Source organism: Billgrantia antri, from assembly GCF_019430905.1.
Taxonomy (GTDB): domain Bacteria; phylum Pseudomonadota; class Gammaproteobacteria; order Pseudomonadales; family Halomonadaceae; genus Halomonas; species Halomonas antri.
In genome coordinates, this window is sequence record NZ_JAHYCA010000001.1 from 448,822 (window position 1) to 464,937 (window position 16,116).

At 61.7% G+C, this 16,116-nt stretch carries 14 protein-coding genes; 6 read left to right on the forward strand and 8 right to left on the reverse strand.

The features are described 5' to 3' along the window. Positions 1-442 precede the first annotated feature (442 nt). From KPL81_RS02040 to KPL81_RS02050, 3 genes are all read left to right on the forward strand, one after another. Positions 443-1,189, forward strand: a complete 747-nt coding sequence (locus KPL81_RS02040) for an aspartate/glutamate racemase family protein (RefSeq protein WP_209473730.1) — start codon at positions 443-445, stop codon at positions 1,187-1,189. 119 nt (positions 1,190-1,308) lie between these two features. Beyond that, on the forward strand, positions 1,309-2,685 hold the full coding sequence (locus KPL81_RS02045) for an NCS1 family transporter (RefSeq protein WP_240549010.1): 1,377 nt from the start codon (positions 1,309-1,311) through the stop codon (positions 2,683-2,685). A 76-nt stretch (positions 2,686-2,761) separates the two neighbouring features. Further along, a complete protein-coding gene (locus tag KPL81_RS02050) occupies positions 2,762-4,219 on the forward strand; it encodes an NCS1 family nucleobase:cation symporter-1 (RefSeq protein ID WP_219790472.1) in 1,458 nt (485 codons plus the stop codon). Between the two features lie 136 nt (positions 4,220-4,355). Here the strand turns inward: KPL81_RS02050 and KPL81_RS02055 are convergent, their stop codons facing one another. From KPL81_RS02055 to uraH, 3 genes are all read right to left on the reverse strand, one after another. Beyond that, the gene (locus KPL81_RS02055) at positions 4,356-5,102 is read right to left on the reverse strand and encodes a GntR family transcriptional regulator (RefSeq protein WP_219790473.1); all 747 of its coding nucleotides are present in this window, start codon (positions 5,100-5,102) and stop codon (positions 4,356-4,358) included. Between the two features lie 122 nt (positions 5,103-5,224). Beyond that, positions 5,225-6,427, reverse strand: coding sequence for a urate hydroxylase PuuD (locus KPL81_RS02060; protein WP_219790474.1), 1,203 nt, complete (start codon positions 6,425-6,427; stop codon positions 5,225-5,227). A 79-nt stretch (positions 6,428-6,506) separates the two neighbouring features. Further along, the gene (uraH, locus tag KPL81_RS02065) at positions 6,507-6,860 is read right to left on the reverse strand and encodes a hydroxyisourate hydrolase (protein WP_219790475.1); all 354 of its coding nucleotides are present in this window, start codon (positions 6,858-6,860) and stop codon (positions 6,507-6,509) included. A gap of 192 nt (positions 6,861-7,052) precedes the next feature. Here uraH and uraD point away from each other — a divergent pair, with 192 nt between their 5' ends. Next, positions 7,053-7,577 (forward strand): 2-oxo-4-hydroxy-4-carboxy-5-ureidoimidazoline decarboxylase, encoded by a 525-nt coding sequence (gene uraD / locus KPL81_RS02070; protein WP_219790476.1) that lies wholly within the window; start codon positions 7,053-7,055, stop codon positions 7,575-7,577. Positions 7,578-7,707: 130 nt separating this feature from the next. On the opposite strand, the gene KPL81_RS02075 is transcribed toward uraD, so the two are convergent. Beyond that, on the reverse strand, positions 7,708-9,372 hold the full coding sequence (locus KPL81_RS02075; RefSeq protein ID WP_219790477.1) for a methyl-accepting chemotaxis protein: 1,665 nt from the start codon (positions 9,370-9,372) through the stop codon (positions 7,708-7,710). Between the two features lie 419 nt (positions 9,373-9,791). On the opposite strand from KPL81_RS02075, the gene KPL81_RS02080 reads away from it, so the two are divergent. Further along, positions 9,792-11,183: a uracil-xanthine permease family protein gene (locus KPL81_RS02080; protein ID WP_219790478.1), complete on the forward strand. Its 1,392-nt coding sequence runs from the start codon at positions 9,792-9,794 to the stop codon at positions 11,181-11,183. A 186-nt stretch (positions 11,184-11,369) separates the two neighbouring features. Here the strand turns inward: KPL81_RS02080 and KPL81_RS02085 are convergent, their stop codons facing one another. Next, the gene (locus tag KPL81_RS02085; RefSeq protein ID WP_219790479.1) at positions 11,370-12,221 is read right to left on the reverse strand and encodes an outer membrane protein OmpK; all 852 of its coding nucleotides are present in this window, start codon (positions 12,219-12,221) and stop codon (positions 11,370-11,372) included. Positions 12,222-12,331: 110 nt separating this feature from the next. Then, the gene (locus KPL81_RS02090) at positions 12,332-13,750 is read right to left on the reverse strand and encodes a uracil-xanthine permease family protein (protein WP_219790480.1); all 1,419 of its coding nucleotides are present in this window, start codon (positions 13,748-13,750) and stop codon (positions 12,332-12,334) included. A gap of 315 nt (positions 13,751-14,065) precedes the next feature. Between KPL81_RS02090 and KPL81_RS02095 the strand changes: the two genes are divergently transcribed. Then, entirely contained in the window at positions 14,066-14,677 is a 612-nt protein-coding gene (locus KPL81_RS02095) for a phosphoribosyltransferase (RefSeq protein WP_219790481.1), read from the forward strand. Between the two features lie 94 nt (positions 14,678-14,771). Here the strand turns inward: KPL81_RS02095 and KPL81_RS02100 are convergent, their stop codons facing one another. Both KPL81_RS02100 and KPL81_RS02105 read right to left on the reverse strand, forming a co-directional pair. Continuing rightward, a complete protein-coding gene (locus KPL81_RS02100; RefSeq protein ID WP_209473740.1) occupies positions 14,772-15,125 on the reverse strand; it encodes a phasin family protein in 354 nt (117 codons plus the stop codon). A gap of 119 nt (positions 15,126-15,244) precedes the next feature. Further along, complete coding sequence (locus KPL81_RS02105) at positions 15,245-15,952, reverse strand: glutathione S-transferase N-terminal domain-containing protein (protein WP_209473741.1); 708 nt, start codon at positions 15,950-15,952, stop codon at positions 15,245-15,247. Positions 15,953-16,116: the final 164 nt, after the last annotated feature.

A 16,116-nucleotide genomic window follows, 5' to 3' on the forward strand; every position in this document is an offset into this window, starting at 1 on the left:
TTCGTATGGTCTTTCACAGCACTTGGGTCACGCCTGCAAGATGCGCTCGCTTCTCCTTGTGCAGGCGATGGTAGAACGCACTCGCACTTTGTATACAAAAAATACCCCCACTTGCAACTGTGCTTCAAGTCCAGCTGCCCCCTGACTCTCATTCTCGCTTTCTTGCGGCTCAGACCGGGCAGGAGCGCACAGAAAATCCAACAAATTGTATACATTTGCATAGATAAATAGTCGCCACTCAATCCTTTATTATCGCAACTTCGACCTAAGTCTAGGTACAAGAAACCTCCCCCATCAAGAAAAATAAATCCTAAGTTATTGAATAAAATTGATTTTTTCAGGATCAGCCAGATGGAACGAAGTACTTGCGCCCGGTGCTTGCAGCGCCTATTTTGTGTACAAAGAGATTTTTTATTGTTCACATGAAGACTTCGGAGTTCGCATGCGCCTACGCATCATCAATCCCAACACCACGGTCGCCATGACCCGAAAGATCGGTGAAGCGGCACGGCGCGTTGCCGCCGCCGATACCACCATCGTGGCGACACAGCCGGCGGACGGCCCGGTGTCGATCGAGAGCCACTTCGACGAGGCCATCAGCGCGGTTGGCGTGGCGGAAGAAGTGCTGGCCGGAGAAAGGGATAGCACCGATGCCTACGTGATTGCCTGTTTCGGTGACCCGGGCCTGCTGGCGGCGCGCGAGCTGACCCGCGCCCCGGTAATCGGTATCGCCGAAGCGGCTTTCCACGCCGCCACCCTGATCAGCACGCGGTTCTCGGTGGTGACCACCCTCTCGCGCACCGGCATCATCGCCGAACACCTGCTGGAGCAGTACGGGTTTCGCCACCATTGTCGCCGTGTCCGCGCCGCGGAGATTCCCGTGCTGGACCTTGAGGAGAACGGTTCGGCGGCGCTTTCGCGCATCGTCGAGGAGTGCCGCCGGGCGCGCGACGAGGATGGCATCGGCGCCATCGTGTTGGGTTGCGGCGGCATGGCCGACCTGACCGACACCATTTCGCGCGAGGTCGGCCTGCCGGTGATCGAGGGCGTCACGGCCGCGGTCAAGCTGGCCGAGGCCCTCGTCGGCCTGGGACTCGGCACCAGCAAGCATGGCGACCTGGCGTTCCCGCGCCCCAAACCCTTCACAGGTCGCTTCGAGAGGTACTCGAACCTGACGCCGGAACACTGAGATTCCCTGACCAACAACGACATTCATAACAACATGCCTTGAGCACGTCTCGCCACAGAGCCCGAGAGCAGCAGCGGGCACAACCACAACACAGAGCAACGACTCGCGAGGACAGACCCATGCAACATACCAACCCACACAGCACGGCGGCCGACCCTGCCTCCTTGGCTGCCTCCGAGCCCGGCGCCTCCAAAGCGCTTGGCGAGGAGTCGCTGGCGCCCCAGAAGACCCGCATCATGGGGCGTACCTCCTACTTCCTGGCATGGTTCGGTGGCTGCGTGTCGATCGGTACGTTCGCCATGGGCTCCAGCGTGGTCGGCACCCTCAACCTGATCCAGGCAACCCTGGCCATCGCCATTGGCTGCTTCGTGATCGGCATCGCGCTGGCGATCAATGGTGCCGCCGGCTACAAGTACGGCATTCCCTTCATGGTGCAGGCACGCAGCGCCTTCGGCTTTGCCGGCACTAGGCTGCCCGGCCTGGTCCGGGCGGTGCCCGCGGTGGTGTGGTACGGCTTTCAGAGCTGGATCGGCGCCGGGGCGCTGAACATGGTCTCGGCGACCCTGTTCGGCTTCGACAACCTGGTGTTCTACTTCATCACCTTCCAGTTCCTGCAGATCGGCCTGTCGGTGATGGGCTTCCAGGGCATCAAGTGGCTGGAGAATATCGGCAGCGCCTTCATTCTCGCCTCGCTGACCTACATGTTCTATGCCACGGTGCAGCGCTACGGTGACGAACTTTCGGCCAGCCTGCTGACCATGGAAGGCTCATGGGGCATGCCGTTCTGGGGCGCCACCATGCTGTTCCTGGGCATCTACAGCACCATGATGCTCAACGTCAGCGACTACTCACGGGAGCACAAGCACGGTACCGGGCCAGGCATCCTGACTACCATCTATGCCATGTCCATTCTTCCCTGCACGCTGTTCATGGGTCTGATTGGCTACATGGTCTCCGAAGCCACCGGCACGGCCGACCCGATCCAGGTGTTCGCCAATGCCGTGGACAACACGCCGCTGCTGATGACCACGCTGCTGTTCATCGCCTTCGCCCAGGTCACTACCAACGTGCTCAACAACGTGGTGCCGCCGACCTATGTGCTGATGGATGTGTTCAAGCTGAAATTCTCCACTTCCACGGTCATCGTCGGCCTGCTGGCCTTCGCCACCTTCCCCTGGAAGCTGGTGCAGCCCGATTCCGCCGCCGGCCTGCAGCTGTTCGTGCAGACCTATTCCGCCTTCCTCGGCCCGATCTTTGCCATCCTGGTGGTCGACTATTATCTGATCCGCCGCCGTACCCTCGATCTCGGCAAGCTCTACGACGAGAACGGCCCCTACCAGGGTGTCAACAAAGCGGCGCTGGTCGCCACCGCTGTGGGCATCGTCGCGGCGTTGTCCTTCTCCGCCGTCTCCTGGTACGCCAGCCTGGTCCCGGCAGGCCTGACCTACTATCTGCTGATGAAGCACTGGGCCCCCTGCCAGCGCTTCCGCCAGTAGTTCCGCGCGCCCCTGCTTCGCCCTCCCGCTCATGGCGGGGGGGCGAACCTGCCTAATAACGACAATGGTGACGACGATGCAAGACAACGAGCTGAACATTCAGAACATCGATCCCACGCTATATAACGAGGACCTGGCCCCGCTGAAACACAAGGATCGCAGCTGGGGCGCCTTCGAGATCTTCAACGTCTGGTCCAACGACATTCAGAGCCTGTTCGGCTACACCCTGGCCGCCTCGCTGTTCCTGACCTATGGGCTCAACGGCTGGGCGGTCATGGCGGCGATCATCCTGGCAGGCTTCATCGTCATGTATCTGGTCAACCTCACCGGCAAGCCCAGCGTGAAGTACGGCATTCCCTTTCCGGTCATGGTCCGTGCCAGCATGGGCGTGCGCGGCGCCAACCTGCCGGCCATGCTGCGCGCCATCATCGGCATCTTCTGGTACGGCGTGCAGACCTACTTCGCCTCCACCGCGGTGGCACTGTTGATTACGGCATTCGTCGGTGCCGGCGATGGCAGCACCTTCCTCGGCCTCTCCGGCGTCGCCTGGGTCTCGTTCGTGATCGTCTGGCTGTTCCAGATCGCGATCTTCTGGTCCGGCATCGAGCGCATCAAGCACTTCCTCAACTGGGCGGGACCGCTGGTCTACGTGGTGATGGTGGCGCTGATGATCGTGGTCTGGTACCAGGCCGGCGACGAGCTGCTGCCCGCCATCGACACCATCTTCAGTGCCGATGGCGAGCGCAGCGGCAGCTCGGTGGCGGCCTTCCTGGCCATCGTCGGCACCATGGTGGCCTACTTCGCCGCGGTGGTGATCAACTTCGGCGACTTCACTCGCTTCGTCAGGACCGAGCGCCAGATGAAGCTCGGCAACCTGCTGGGACTGCCGCTCAATGTGGCCTTCTTCTCCTTCATCGCGCTGATCATTACCGCCGGTACCCTGGTACTTTTCGGCGAGGCACTGACCAACCCTGCGGATATCGTCGAGCGGGTCGATTCGCTGCCGCTGACCATCATCGCTGCGTTGACCTTCTTCGCCGCCACCGTCGGCATCAACCTGGTCGCCAACTTCATTCCGCCGGCCTATGATCTGGCCAATCTGTTCCCCAGCAAGATCAGTTTCAAGGTGGGCGGTCTGATCACTGCCATCGTGGCCTTCTTCGTCGGTGCGCTGTGGGTCTCGCTGATCAGCCAGATCGGCGTGCCCGGCTTCGTCAATGCGCTTGGCGCCGTCGTGGCCCCCTTCTACGGCATCATCGTGGTGGACTACTATCTGGTAAAGCGTCAGCACCTCGACATGCAGCAGCTGTTCTCCTCCGAGCCGGGCAGCGCCTACTACTACGTGAAGGGTTGGAACTCACGTGCCCTCGCGGCGTTCGGCGGCGCCGCGCTGTTCTCGGTATCCACCGTTGTCGTGCCGGCACTCTCCGGCCTTGGCGGCTACGGCTGGATGATGGGCGCCGCGCTCGGCGGCCTGTTCTATTACGGGCTGATGGCCAGCCATCGCCCCATCACGGCCACTCCCGCGGCCTGACAGGCTCGGCTTCCACACGCCCCGGCGATAGCTGGGGCGCACTACAAACGATAGCCGATGGGGGTAACCGCAACGAGAACCGCCGAAGGCAGAAGCTTCGGCGGTTCTCGTTGCGTATCGAAGGTAGCAGCGCCGCTCAGGCGCCGAAGATACGCTGCAGGTCCGGCGTGTCTTCCTCTTCCTCGACGATGGAGAGCGAGGCTTCGATGGCCTTGAGGTGTCGACTCATGAAGGCGGCAGCACGCTCGCCGTTGCCGGCGTCCAGATAACCGATCAGGTCGTCGTGATCATGGGATTCGCAGCCCAGGTGCCCCGAGCTGCCGTAGACAGCGAGAATCAGCGACGAACGTGAACAGAGCTGGCCGACGAAAGACGCCAGGGTGGCATTGCCGGAAAGCTGGGCGATACGTTCGTGGAAGGCGGCGGAAAGCTTGATCGCACGGCTCTGCTCACCCGACTTGAGCGCCTCGCGCTCGCGTCGGGCCATGTCACGCAGTTCGCGCACGTTCTCGGCGGTGATGCGACGAGCCACTTCGGGCATCAGTCCGCATTCCACCATCTGGCGCGCGTCGAAGACATCCTTGGCCTCGTCGGCGGTCGGACGGGTGACGCTGGCTCCGCGCCGCGGCGTCAGGGTGACCAACTGCTCCAGGGCCAGGCGCTGAAGAATCTTGCGAATGCCGGTGCGGCTGATGCCGAACACCTCGGCCAGGGCATCCTCGCGCAGGCGCGCTCCGGGGCGCAGGCGGTGCTCGATGATGGCATCGCTGATCGTGCGATAGATCGCCTCGTGGCGCTCCGCCCCATCGCCGTTCTTGCCCAGGCGCCGAGGCTTGGCCTTGCTCGAATCGCCCGCCTCGGCCAGGCTCTGCCGCTGGTTCATGGTCGCCCTCCTCGCATACCGTCACTGCCAATCATTGTATACGTCTTCCGCCAACTATCGAACCAGAAGCCCCCAGCACCGTCGACAAGCGGGCTGGGGGCCAGCGGATCAGCCAACGCGGTCTACTCCGACCAGGCGGCGATCGCGTCGCGCTCCTCGTCGGTCATTCCGGTCATATTGCCAAGTGGCATGTACTTGCTGGCCACGACCTCCTGGATCTTCTCGCGATGCCCCTCGATCTGCGCCGTGGTGTCGTAGATCACCCCTGCCGGCGCCGAACCGAAGCCCGCCTGGGTCGGGCTGGCCGAATGGCAGGCGACGCAGCGTGACTCGATGATGGCCTCGACCTCAGCCAAACTCGGCCCCTCGCTGCTTGCAGCCCCCTCAGACGCACTGTTGGCCGGCATGCCGATCCAGAAGGCCACGGCGATCAGCGCCGCACCGGCCACCGGGTAAGCGGGCTGGATCTTGCCGGCGTGCATCAGCACGAAGAACTGGCGAATCAGCGCACCGGCGAAGATGAACAGTGACATCAGCACCCAGGCGTATTCGTGGTTGTACACGAAGGAGTAGTGGTTGCTGATCATCAGCAGCACGACCGGCAGGGTGAAGTAGGTGTTGTGCACCGAGCGCTGCTTGCCGCGCTTGCCGTCCAGCGGATTGGGCGCCTCGCCCGCCTTCATGGCCTTCACCATGCGCCGCTGGCCGGGAATGATCCAGAAGAAGACGTTGGCCGACATGGCGGTGGCCATGACGGCACCGGTGAGCAGGAAGGCGGCACGACCGGAGAACAGGTGCACGCTGAGGTAGGACACCACGACCATCAGCACGGCGACCGCCAGGCTCAGGATCCCGTCGCGATCCATGTTGGGACTGATGCGCTTGCACATCTCGTTGTAGACGACCCAGCCCCCCAGCAGGAATGCCAGCGCCAGTATGTTGGCCTGCCAGCCGCTCAAGTCGGCGGCCCACGCCCAGTCGCTGTTGGGGTTGACCAGGTAGAAGCCCGGGTTGGCCATGTACAGCAGCACGAACAGGGCGAAGCCGGAAAGCCAGGTGGTATAGGCCTTCCAGAACGACCAGTGCAGGTCTTCCGGCAGTTTGGCGGGCGCCGTGGCGTACTTCTGGTTGTGATAGAAGCCGCCGCCATGCACGGCCCACATCTCCCCGAATACGCCCTTGTCGCGATCCTCGGCTGCCTTGGGCTTACGCAGGCCGTTGTCCAGCATCACGAAGTATATCGACTCGCCGATCCAGGCAATTGCCGCGATGACGTGAAGCCAGCGCAGCATGAAATTGACGAACTCCAGTAGGTAAGCTTGCATCTGAGGGGTCTCGATCGGTGTTGTTGTTCAGTGGCCCGGGGCCAACGCAGCGACTCTCAAGGCGAAGAGATGCCCTTTCCTAGCTGCCGCGGTAGGTGGAATAACCATACGGGGAGAGCAACAGCGGCACATGGTAGTGCTGCGAATCGTCGGCCACGCCAAAGCGCAGCGGGATGACGTCGAGGAAGCGCGGTTCGTCCGCCTGGATGCCCTGCTGGCGCAGGTAGTCACCGGCATGGAAGACCAGTTCGTATTCGCCGGCCTTGAAGTCGTCCCCTTCCAGGATGGGCGCATCGCAGCGGCCATCGTCGTTGGTCGTGACCGTCTTGAGCGGAGTGCGCTGCGCCCCCTCCAGGCGATAGACCTCAATGCGAATGCCTTCTCCGGGGCGGCCCTGGGCGGTATCCAATACGTGCGTGGTCAGTCGTCCCATTTCGTTACTCCCATCGTTAGCCCGGTAGCTGCCGGCTCCGGGTCGAGCCAATACCTGGCGGGCTTGAGCCCGCCCCTCTATCATGAAGACAGTTTTAGCTTGTTATATGGTACATTTCAAAGATTTTTTGTATACACTTTGAGTATGACACGCTACGAGCACTCTCTTGCAGCCCGACCAAGGAGGATCACGATGAACGATAAGAAACTGACGCCACGCCCCAGCACGCTCGACCGCGATGACTTCGTCACCAGCTTCGGCGACATCTACGAGCACTCACCCTGGGTGGCGGAATTGACCTGGGAACGCGGCCTGACGGATCAGCACGACACGCCGTCCGGCCTCGCCGATGCCATGGGCACAACGCTGCGCAGCGCCACGCCGGAGCGTCAGCTCGAGGTGATTCGCGCCCACCCCGACCTGGCCGGCAAGGCCGCCATTGCCGGTGAACTGACCGACGACTCCACGCGCGAGCAGGCCGGCGCCGGGCTCGATCAGTGCACCCCCGAGGAAATGGCTCGCTTCGAGCGCCTCAATGCTGCGTACAAGGACAAGTTCGGCTTTCCCTTCGTCATGGCCGTGAAGGGCAGCGACCGGCATGCCATTCTCGCGGCCTTCGTGACCCGCCTGGAAAATTCCCCCGAAGAAGAGCGCCGCACCGCCATCGAGCAGATCAACCGCATCGCCCGCTTCCGGCTCGACGACCGCGCGCGCTGACCCTCACCATGACGCCAAGACCCGTGGGGCTTCACCGCGGGTCGTGGTGTGTACGAAGTACCGCTCGCCAGCCCTCCCGAGCTGCGCCGGTGCTGCCGGACCGTCACAGCGTTAGGTACGAGTCAGCCAATCAACCAGCCGGCTGAGTGGTGAGATCCGGCAGGGCGGCACCGGCGAGGCCATGTGATGATGAGGGGGGAGCCGCATCCCCGTGGTCATGCGCTCGCGACGAATCTTGCTCGCCAAGCCGGAAGCGCTCAACGGCCGTCTGCAGATCGCCAGCCACGCCGCTCAGCTGATTGGCCGCCTCACTGGCCTGCAACACCATGGCGGCATTCTGCTGCGTCGTGTCGTCCATGTCGGACACAGCGCGATTGATCTCGTCGATGCCGGCTTCCTGCTCGCGCGAGGCATGGGCGATCTCTCCCATCAACCGGTTAACCTCGTGGATCGACTGCCGGATGGCCTCCACGGCTTCGCCGGCCTTGTCGGCGCTCGCCGTCCCCGCCCGGGTCTGCTCGACGGAATGCACGATCAGCGATCGAATTTCGGCGGAGGCGTCCGCACTGCGGGTGGCCAATTTCCTCACTTCATTGGCGACGACGGCAAAGCCTCGCCCGTGCTCACCCGCACGTGCCGCCTCGACCGAGGCGTTAAGGGCGAGAATATTGGTTTGGAAGGCGATCTGGTCAATCAGGCCGATGATGTCGGTAATGCGCTCCGCCCCTTCGCGAACCTGATGCATCTGCTCGACGAGACCGGCCACGATACTCCCGCCCTCCTCGGCCTGACCGGCGGCGCGCTCCGCCATCTGGCTCGCATCGGCGGCATTCTGGCTGTTGCTTCTCACCGTCGCCGTAATCTCCTCCATACTCGAGGCGGTCTCGGTCAGCGCAGCGGCCTGGCGCTCGGTGCGCGCCGAGAGGTCGCGATTGGCACTGACGATTCGGGATGCACCGGCATACACCTCGCCACTGCTATCCCGCATCCGTGAGACCGTGTCGCGAAGTGCGGCCTGCATGTCGTCGAGAGCGGAGAGTAGCTTGCCGATCTCGTTACTCCCCCGGCGCTCGACCACTTCGGCCAGGTTACCCTGGGCCATCTGCTGGAAATGTTCGATGACCCGCTCGAGCGGACGGATGAGGTGCTGGGTCACGCCCCAGAAGACGACCACGATCATGACGATCACACCGATGAAGACGACTATGATGGCCTTGCGCGTGACATCGACCACCCAGCCGAAGTCGCTGGCCCGTGCGGCCCCCTCCGCCTCAGCTGTACGAAAAAACCCTACCGCTGCCTGGTAGAAGTCGTCGTAAGCGGCATAAGCGACATCCCTCGAACGCGCATAATCCTCCCACCTGCCTTCGGCCAGGGCACTTAACTGGGGCTCCACGGCTCTCTCCAGCAACTGGGCAAAGCGATCCTGGACAGGCGTAATGAGCGCATCCTGCCCCGGCTGTCGCGGCAGCGATGTGAACTCCCCGAAGACCTCCGAGGCCATGGCCAAACGCTGCTGCAGGTCGTCTAACGGCTCCCTATCGACCCTCTGCCGGTTCTCCAGGGCCTGCTCATAGTGCCGTGCCATGTCGAGCCGTACGCTCTGCAACATCGAATTGGCACGGTTCAGGGTTGCCTGCTGGTTCACGTTTACCGCCTCGAACGCATCGAAGTTCCGCTGGCTATGGGTAACGGCCCACAGGCCGATGGCACTCAAGGCCACCAGCATCGTCAAGAAACCCAGCAACACCAGGAACCAACTGGCCCGCACCGTCAGGTTGTGTAGTTGTCGCATATCGATAACCCTGTATCCATTTTTTGTATACAACAATCTCTGAAAGCATACCGTACCATGCCTCGCCCAAGAGACCTTTCAACGCTGCACAAGATCGTCAGATTGTGAGAATTGAACAATAATATCAGTTATTTACCATTGAAAATATCAGCGTTGACAAGCCCATTGAGGCCAATGGTGGCCTCGCACTTCGCCTCTCTCCAGAAAGGTCTTGGCCTGACCAATCGGTCAATTAATTTCTTATAAGCCACTGTTTCAAAAGAAAAAGTAAAATAAATCCGCCCTGTACACGACAATTGTCTTTTAAAAAAACAAGCATTGTGTACATTTACTATTGACTCTGACGCACAGAGGTAAAGGCAGACCGCCAGTCCTCAACCAGGCATCCCTCCCAACAACAACGAATCGTGAGCTTGAACATGTCCACAACCCGCTCCGCACCTCATCCCCAGCGTAATCCCACACGCACCATCAATCAGGACCCTGACGCCATGCCGCCGCTGTCCAAGGCCATCCCTCTCGGCCTGCAGCACATCATGGCCATGTTCGCTGGCAACGTGACCCCACCGATCATCATTGCCGGCGTCATCGGTGCCAGCGCTGGGGAGCAGATCTTCCTGATCCAGGTGGCCCTGTTCGTGGCAGGTGTCTCGACCTTGATCCAGACCATTGGCGTCGGCCCGATTGGCGCCCGCCTGCCGATCGTCCAGGGCACGAGCTTCGGCTTCCTGCCGGTCGCCCTACCACTGGCCAAGGCCTTCGGCCTGCCCGCGGTACTCGGCGCCTCGTTCGTTGCCGGCTTGCTGCAGGTGGTACTCGGAACTTTTCTGAAGAAGATTCGACACTGGTTCTCTCCGGTGGTGACCGGCATCGTGGTACTGCTGATCGGCATCACCCTAATGCCCGTAGGTCTCAAGTACGCGGCTGGCGGCGTGGGCTCCCCTGACTTCGCTTCGCCAACGAACCTACTGCTGGCGCTGTTCGTGCTGGTCGTGTGCATTGCCGTGCACCAGTTGGGGCGCGGATTCGTCAAGGCCTCCTCGATTCTCTTCGGCCTGCTGGCCGGTTATCTGGCAGCGATTGCGCTTGGCATGGTGGACTTCACCAACCTGCGCGAGGCGAGCTGGTTCGCCCTGCCCAAACCGCTCGAATACGGTATGGAGTTCTCACTTACGGCTGTCGTCGGCATGGCGCTGATTATGTTCGTGGTGGGCCTCGAGACCATCGGCAACATTTCCGCCATCACCGCCGGCGGCGCGGGGCGTGCGGCCAAGGACCGCGAACTCTCCGGTGGCGTAATGGCCGATGGCGTGGCGACATCGTTCGCGGCGGTTTTCAACACCCTTCCCAATACGGCCTACGCTCAAAACGTCGGCTTGATCACTCTTACCGGCGTGGTCAGCCGACACGTGGTAACCATTGGCGGGTTGTTGCTCATCGCCATGGGCCTGTTCCCCAAGCTGGGCGGTCTGGTCGCTGCCATGCCCCATGCCGTGTTAGGAGGCGCCGGCATCGTCATGTTCGGCATGATCGCCTCGGCCGGCCTCAAGATCATCCAGGAGTGCGAATTGGATCAGCGGGCCATGTTGATCATCGCCGTATCGCTGAGCCTGGGCATCGGTCTGCCCGCGGTGGAGGAGATTTCCCAGACTCTGCCCGGTCAGGTCGGCCTGCTGCTCAAGTCCGGCCTGGTGCCGGCGGCTGTGGCTGCCTTGCTGCTGGATGCGCTGCTGCCCGGAAAGCCTCGCCGTCAGCGCGGTGGTGAGGAACCGGCCACCGGCGAAGCGGAGAAGACCGGCGCCGAAGTCTGATCGTCCCTTTGTCATCACGTGCCGCCGGCAAGCTGGCGGCGCACCGTCGTCTTCTATCCTCTTCTCCCGTTCGGCACCGCTCGACGACACCACGACTTGCATCACCAAACTGACCGCACCCCAGTGCTTCGAAATAAGTAGGGCCGCCTTCTGGGCGGCCCTGCTCGTTGTCGATAAATGTCTGATTTAGAAATGCCACTCCAGCTGCAGGGTGGCCGCATCGGTATCGACGCCCGGTTTGTCATGGTTGCCGAACTTGTTGCGCCAGTATTCATAGCCGACCCCGGCCCATAGGCGATTTTCCTCGCCCCATGCCAGTTGGCCCACGTCAAGCATCAGCGCCGTACGCAGCAGTTGCTCGGCCTCGGTGGCGTTGCCTTGGTAGTCCTCGCCCTTCTCGTGGTTATAGTTGTAGAAGCCTTGAAATTTCATCGGCAGCGCCCCCACGGAGAAGGGCAGCCCCCATGCCAGGTTGAGCTGGTAATAGGGGTCGAACTCGATCTCGTTGATCTCACAGAATCCCGCACCGCAGTGATTCCACTCATGGGCATAGAACAGGCTGAGATCGAGGAAGCCCTTGGGCACGTCGAATTTAAGGGTGGGGCCCGCCACCAGCATGCGCTTACGCGGAGCGAACTCGGTGTTCTTGGTGTTGAGGTCGAACCCGCCGGTTAGCCCCACCTCCTTGACCGGGCCGAAGGCCAGCGGCTCGCCGAACAGCTTGCCGAAATGAAGCTGGTGACGGTAGGTGAGGTAGGCCTCGGTGGCACCGCTCTCGCCGCCGCTGGCCGGATCGGTACTGTCCGACTGCAGCACGTCCACGTTCAGGAAGTTCTGGCCCAGTGTGTAGCCACTTACATGGGTGAACTGAAGGATGTGCTTCTCGACATCATTCGGATTGCCCGGCTCCGTGAACCGGGTGCCATAGCGATAACCGAGGAAGGTATCGCTCCAGGTGGCTGCCTGAGCCGTGCCGACCGACAGGCCGCACAGCAGCGCGACACCAGTGGCAAGACGCCAAGTCGTTCGATCATGCATGGGTAGATCCTTTGTTGTGATTATGAGGCTATAACTGAATACATTTTCCGCTTCCCATGAAAACTAAAATGTATACAGAAATAGTTTCCAAAAAAATAACGTGCTGAAGGTCAGCCACGCGGCGCCTTGCCGAGCGGTTGGCGCATCTCCTGTCGCGCCCCACAGCCAGACTCCCCCTTGTCATCGCTTGCCATCGCCTCGCGCTCGCGAGCCTCGTCGTCCAGGGTCACGTTCGGCAGCAGCAGGTTGAGCACGAAGGCGGTAATGGCGGCCACCACGATGGGTGCACCACCGACCAGGTTCTGCAGCCATTCGGGGAAGCGTTCGATCGCCGCCGGCACCTCGGCGATACCCAGGCTGAGCGCCAGTGCCAGGCCCACGATGGTCATGTTGCGGGCGGAGAGTTCGTCCTTTATCAGCAGCTTGATGCCGGTCATGGTGATCATGCCGAACACGGTGATGGTGGCTCCGCCGAGCACCGGATAAGGGATGGTGGTCATGATCGCACCGAATTTGGGGCTGAGGCCCGCCAGCAGCATGAAGCCGCCGGCCAGCGCCAGCACGAAGCGGCTGATCACCTTGGTCATGGCGACAATGCCCACGTTCTGGCTGAACGTGGAGGTAGGCAGGGCACCGAAGAAGGCGCTTGCCGTCGTGGTCAGGCCGTTGCCCAGCAAACCGCCGGTGAGTTCCCGCGTCTTCAGCTCGCGATTCATGCCACCCACGGTGGTCGCCGAGAGGTCGCCAATGGTCTGGACCGAGTTGATCACGCAGATGACCACCATGGCGGCGATTGCCGAGGCATGGAATTCCATGCTGAAGGGCATGAGCTGGGGCACCGCCACCCAACTGGCTTGGGCCACCGTACCGAAGCTGACCATCCCCAGCGCCAGCGACAGAAGATAGCCCACCAGAATCCCCACGATGATCGCCGATAGCTTGATCACCCCCCTGCCGAACTGCGAGGCGACGAGCACCGTAACCAGCGTTACCAGGCCCACGGCCCAGTTTTGCGGATCGCCGAACCCGGGAGCGTTGACGTTGCCGTTACCGGCCATGTAGCGCACCGCGATGTCGTAGAGCGACAGGCCGATCACCAGCACCACCGTGCCAGCCACCACCGGCGGAAACAGGTGGCGGATGTACTGTATGAAGTACCCCACCACCATCATGGTGATACCGCCAATCAGTTGAGCGCCGAGGATTCCCTCGATGCCGAACTGTGCGCCCACTGCGATCAGCGTAGGCACATAGGCAAAGCCCACGCCGAAGATTGCCGGCAACCGGGCACCGAATTTCCAGACGCCGTAAAGATGAAACAGCGTGCAAACGCCCGAGGCCAACACGGCAATTTGTATCAGCAAGAGCTTCTCTTCCGGCGTTGCGCCCACCACGCCCGCAATGATGATCGGTGGGGTGATGACACCGGCAATCATGGCCAGCACGTGCTGCAGCGACAAGGGTAGGGCCTTGGTCAGCGCAGGCCGCCCATGAAAGTCGAAAATCGAAGTGTTCTGAATCTTTCGCATGGATCCATCCAGTCGTTGTTGTGTTTCTGTATACGGAGAGCCGGCACCGTGATTTGTTCGAATTGCGGCCAGAGACTTTCCAGTACACGCCGAGCTAACCGCGCCCGTTGCGACTCGCATTTCCTGTCCAATCGGTCAAAAAATGTATTCCAAATCGCGCCCCAATGAGCGACAGTACATCAATTTATTGTATACAGAAATTATTTCCACCTCTTTCTCACTCCGCTCCTGATCCAGCCGCCTGGTACCGCCTCTCTCACGAGAAAGGGCCAGCTACACTGGGAGAGAATCGGCAGCGGAGGAAAGGAGAGCGACATGTTTCGTGATCGACTGGACGCGGCAGAGCTACTCGCCGAGCGCCTGTCACACCTCAAGGGTTCCAATCCGCTGGTACTCGCCATCCCTCGTGGTGGGGTTCCCATGGGGCGTCACCTGGCCGATGCCTTGGAGGGTGAACTCGACGTGGTGCTGGTACGCAAGATACGCGCCCCTGGCAGCCCCGAGTTCGCCATCGGCGCGATCAGCGAAGACGGCACCATGAAGCTCGACGAGGCTGCCTCGCACTTCTCGAAAGAGGCGATCGAGCGCGAGGCCGAGCAGCAGCGCAAGCTGCTCGAGGAGAGGCGTCGACGCTACAGCCCGGTGCGCCCGCCGATCCCACCCGAGGGCCGGATCGTGGTGATCGTCGACGACGGCAGTGCCACCGGCGCGACCATGGAAGCCGCGCTAAAGACCTTGAAGGATCGCGCCGAACGACTGATCGCCGCTCTCGGCGTAGCCTCGCCCAGCGCCGTCACACGGCTGGAGGCGATTGCCGACGAAGTGGTCTGCCTCGACGTGCCGCAGCGCTTCATGGCGGTGGGCCAGTTCTATGCCGATTTCGGCCAGGTGGAGGAAGAAGAAGTGATGGAGCTACTTGGCGAATGACGGGACTGGCAACGAGTTGGCGGACGCTACCCACGAGAAAAGGCCGCCGCCCGGAGGGCGACGGCCTTTCGATGTCAGCGGCGCACGCTGCGACTTACTTGGTCGCAGCGCTGGCGGCCTTGACGTTCTGCTCGGTCAGTTGCTGACCCTTCTGCAGGAACTCCTGGCTCAGGTCGACGACCTTCTTGGTGTCGCCCTGCAGACGCTCGCCCAGTTCCTTGACGGCTTTCTGCTGGGTCTCGAGCACCTGCTTGAGGCCCTCGGAGTCCTTGACGTCGACCCAGGCACGGGCTTGGGCCAGGCTCAGGTCGGAGTAGCTACGGAAGGCATCCAGTTGTGCCGACAGCAGCTTCTCGTAGTATTCCAGGGACAGCGAGCCATAAGCGCGCGCCGGGGCGAAGAACAGGGTTTCGAACTGCTGGGTCGCCTTGTCTTGGGTCTTGCTCATGAGACACCTCCTACGTTGCGTTGCCAAGGCAGGATTGCGCCTTGTTGCAATGCAACATAGCAGCTCTTTTTGTGCAGTGCAACATTCTTTGAGCATCCCCTTCCAATAGCTTCATCCCTTCAGCGGTAAGCCCCCTCGATATCGGTAATCCGCATCGCCTTTCGACCCAGGCCGTCATGCAGGTCGAGCATGCGCTCGATCCAGCCGTAGACCGGGTCGGCGTTGGACACCAGATCGGCTGTGGAGACCACCCTCGCCCACATGAAGCTGCCGAACACCAGATAGTCGGCCGCCGCCGGTGCCTCGCCGTCGAGGAAGTCACTCTCCTGCAGTTGGCCACGCAAAGGTGCCAGAGCGGCATCGAGCTGGGCCAGCCCCTTGGCCGGCGAGTGGAACTCCTCGAGTGTGCGGCCGAAGCGCTTCTCGCGGCTCTCGCGGAAGTAATCGCGATCCTTGGGATCGATGGCGTTGAGCAGATCCATGATGATGGTGCGCATCATGGCCGGCGCCAGCGCCCGCTCGGCGTAGTGCTTGAAGAAGCGCGCCCGGGCTTCAGCCATGTCATCACCCAGCAGGGGCGCCTCGGGATAGGTCCGGTCCAGATAGCGCAGGATCGCGTAGCTGTCGGTGATCGTCGCTTCGCCATCGACCAATACCGGCACCTTGTCGTAGTCGGCGAAGGCCAGTGCTTGCTTGTCGGTGAAGTGCCACGGGCGCATCTCCGCCTCGAGCCCCTTGTGGGCCAGCGCATAGCGTACCCGCCAGCAGTAGGGGGAAAAGCGCAACCCTTCGTCGATACCGCAGAGGTCGTAGAGAACCCGTGCCATGCATCACTCCTGAGAAATCCGTTGGTCGTCCTCGGATAGTGCCAGCCTCCCCGAGCAGATGCCAACTGGTTCAGGCTCGGCCTGGCCGTGACCGCCTTCCTGTCCATTAGTCTAATAACGAGTAAAGAAGATACTCTTATCAGCAGCAAGAAAGCCACTCTAAA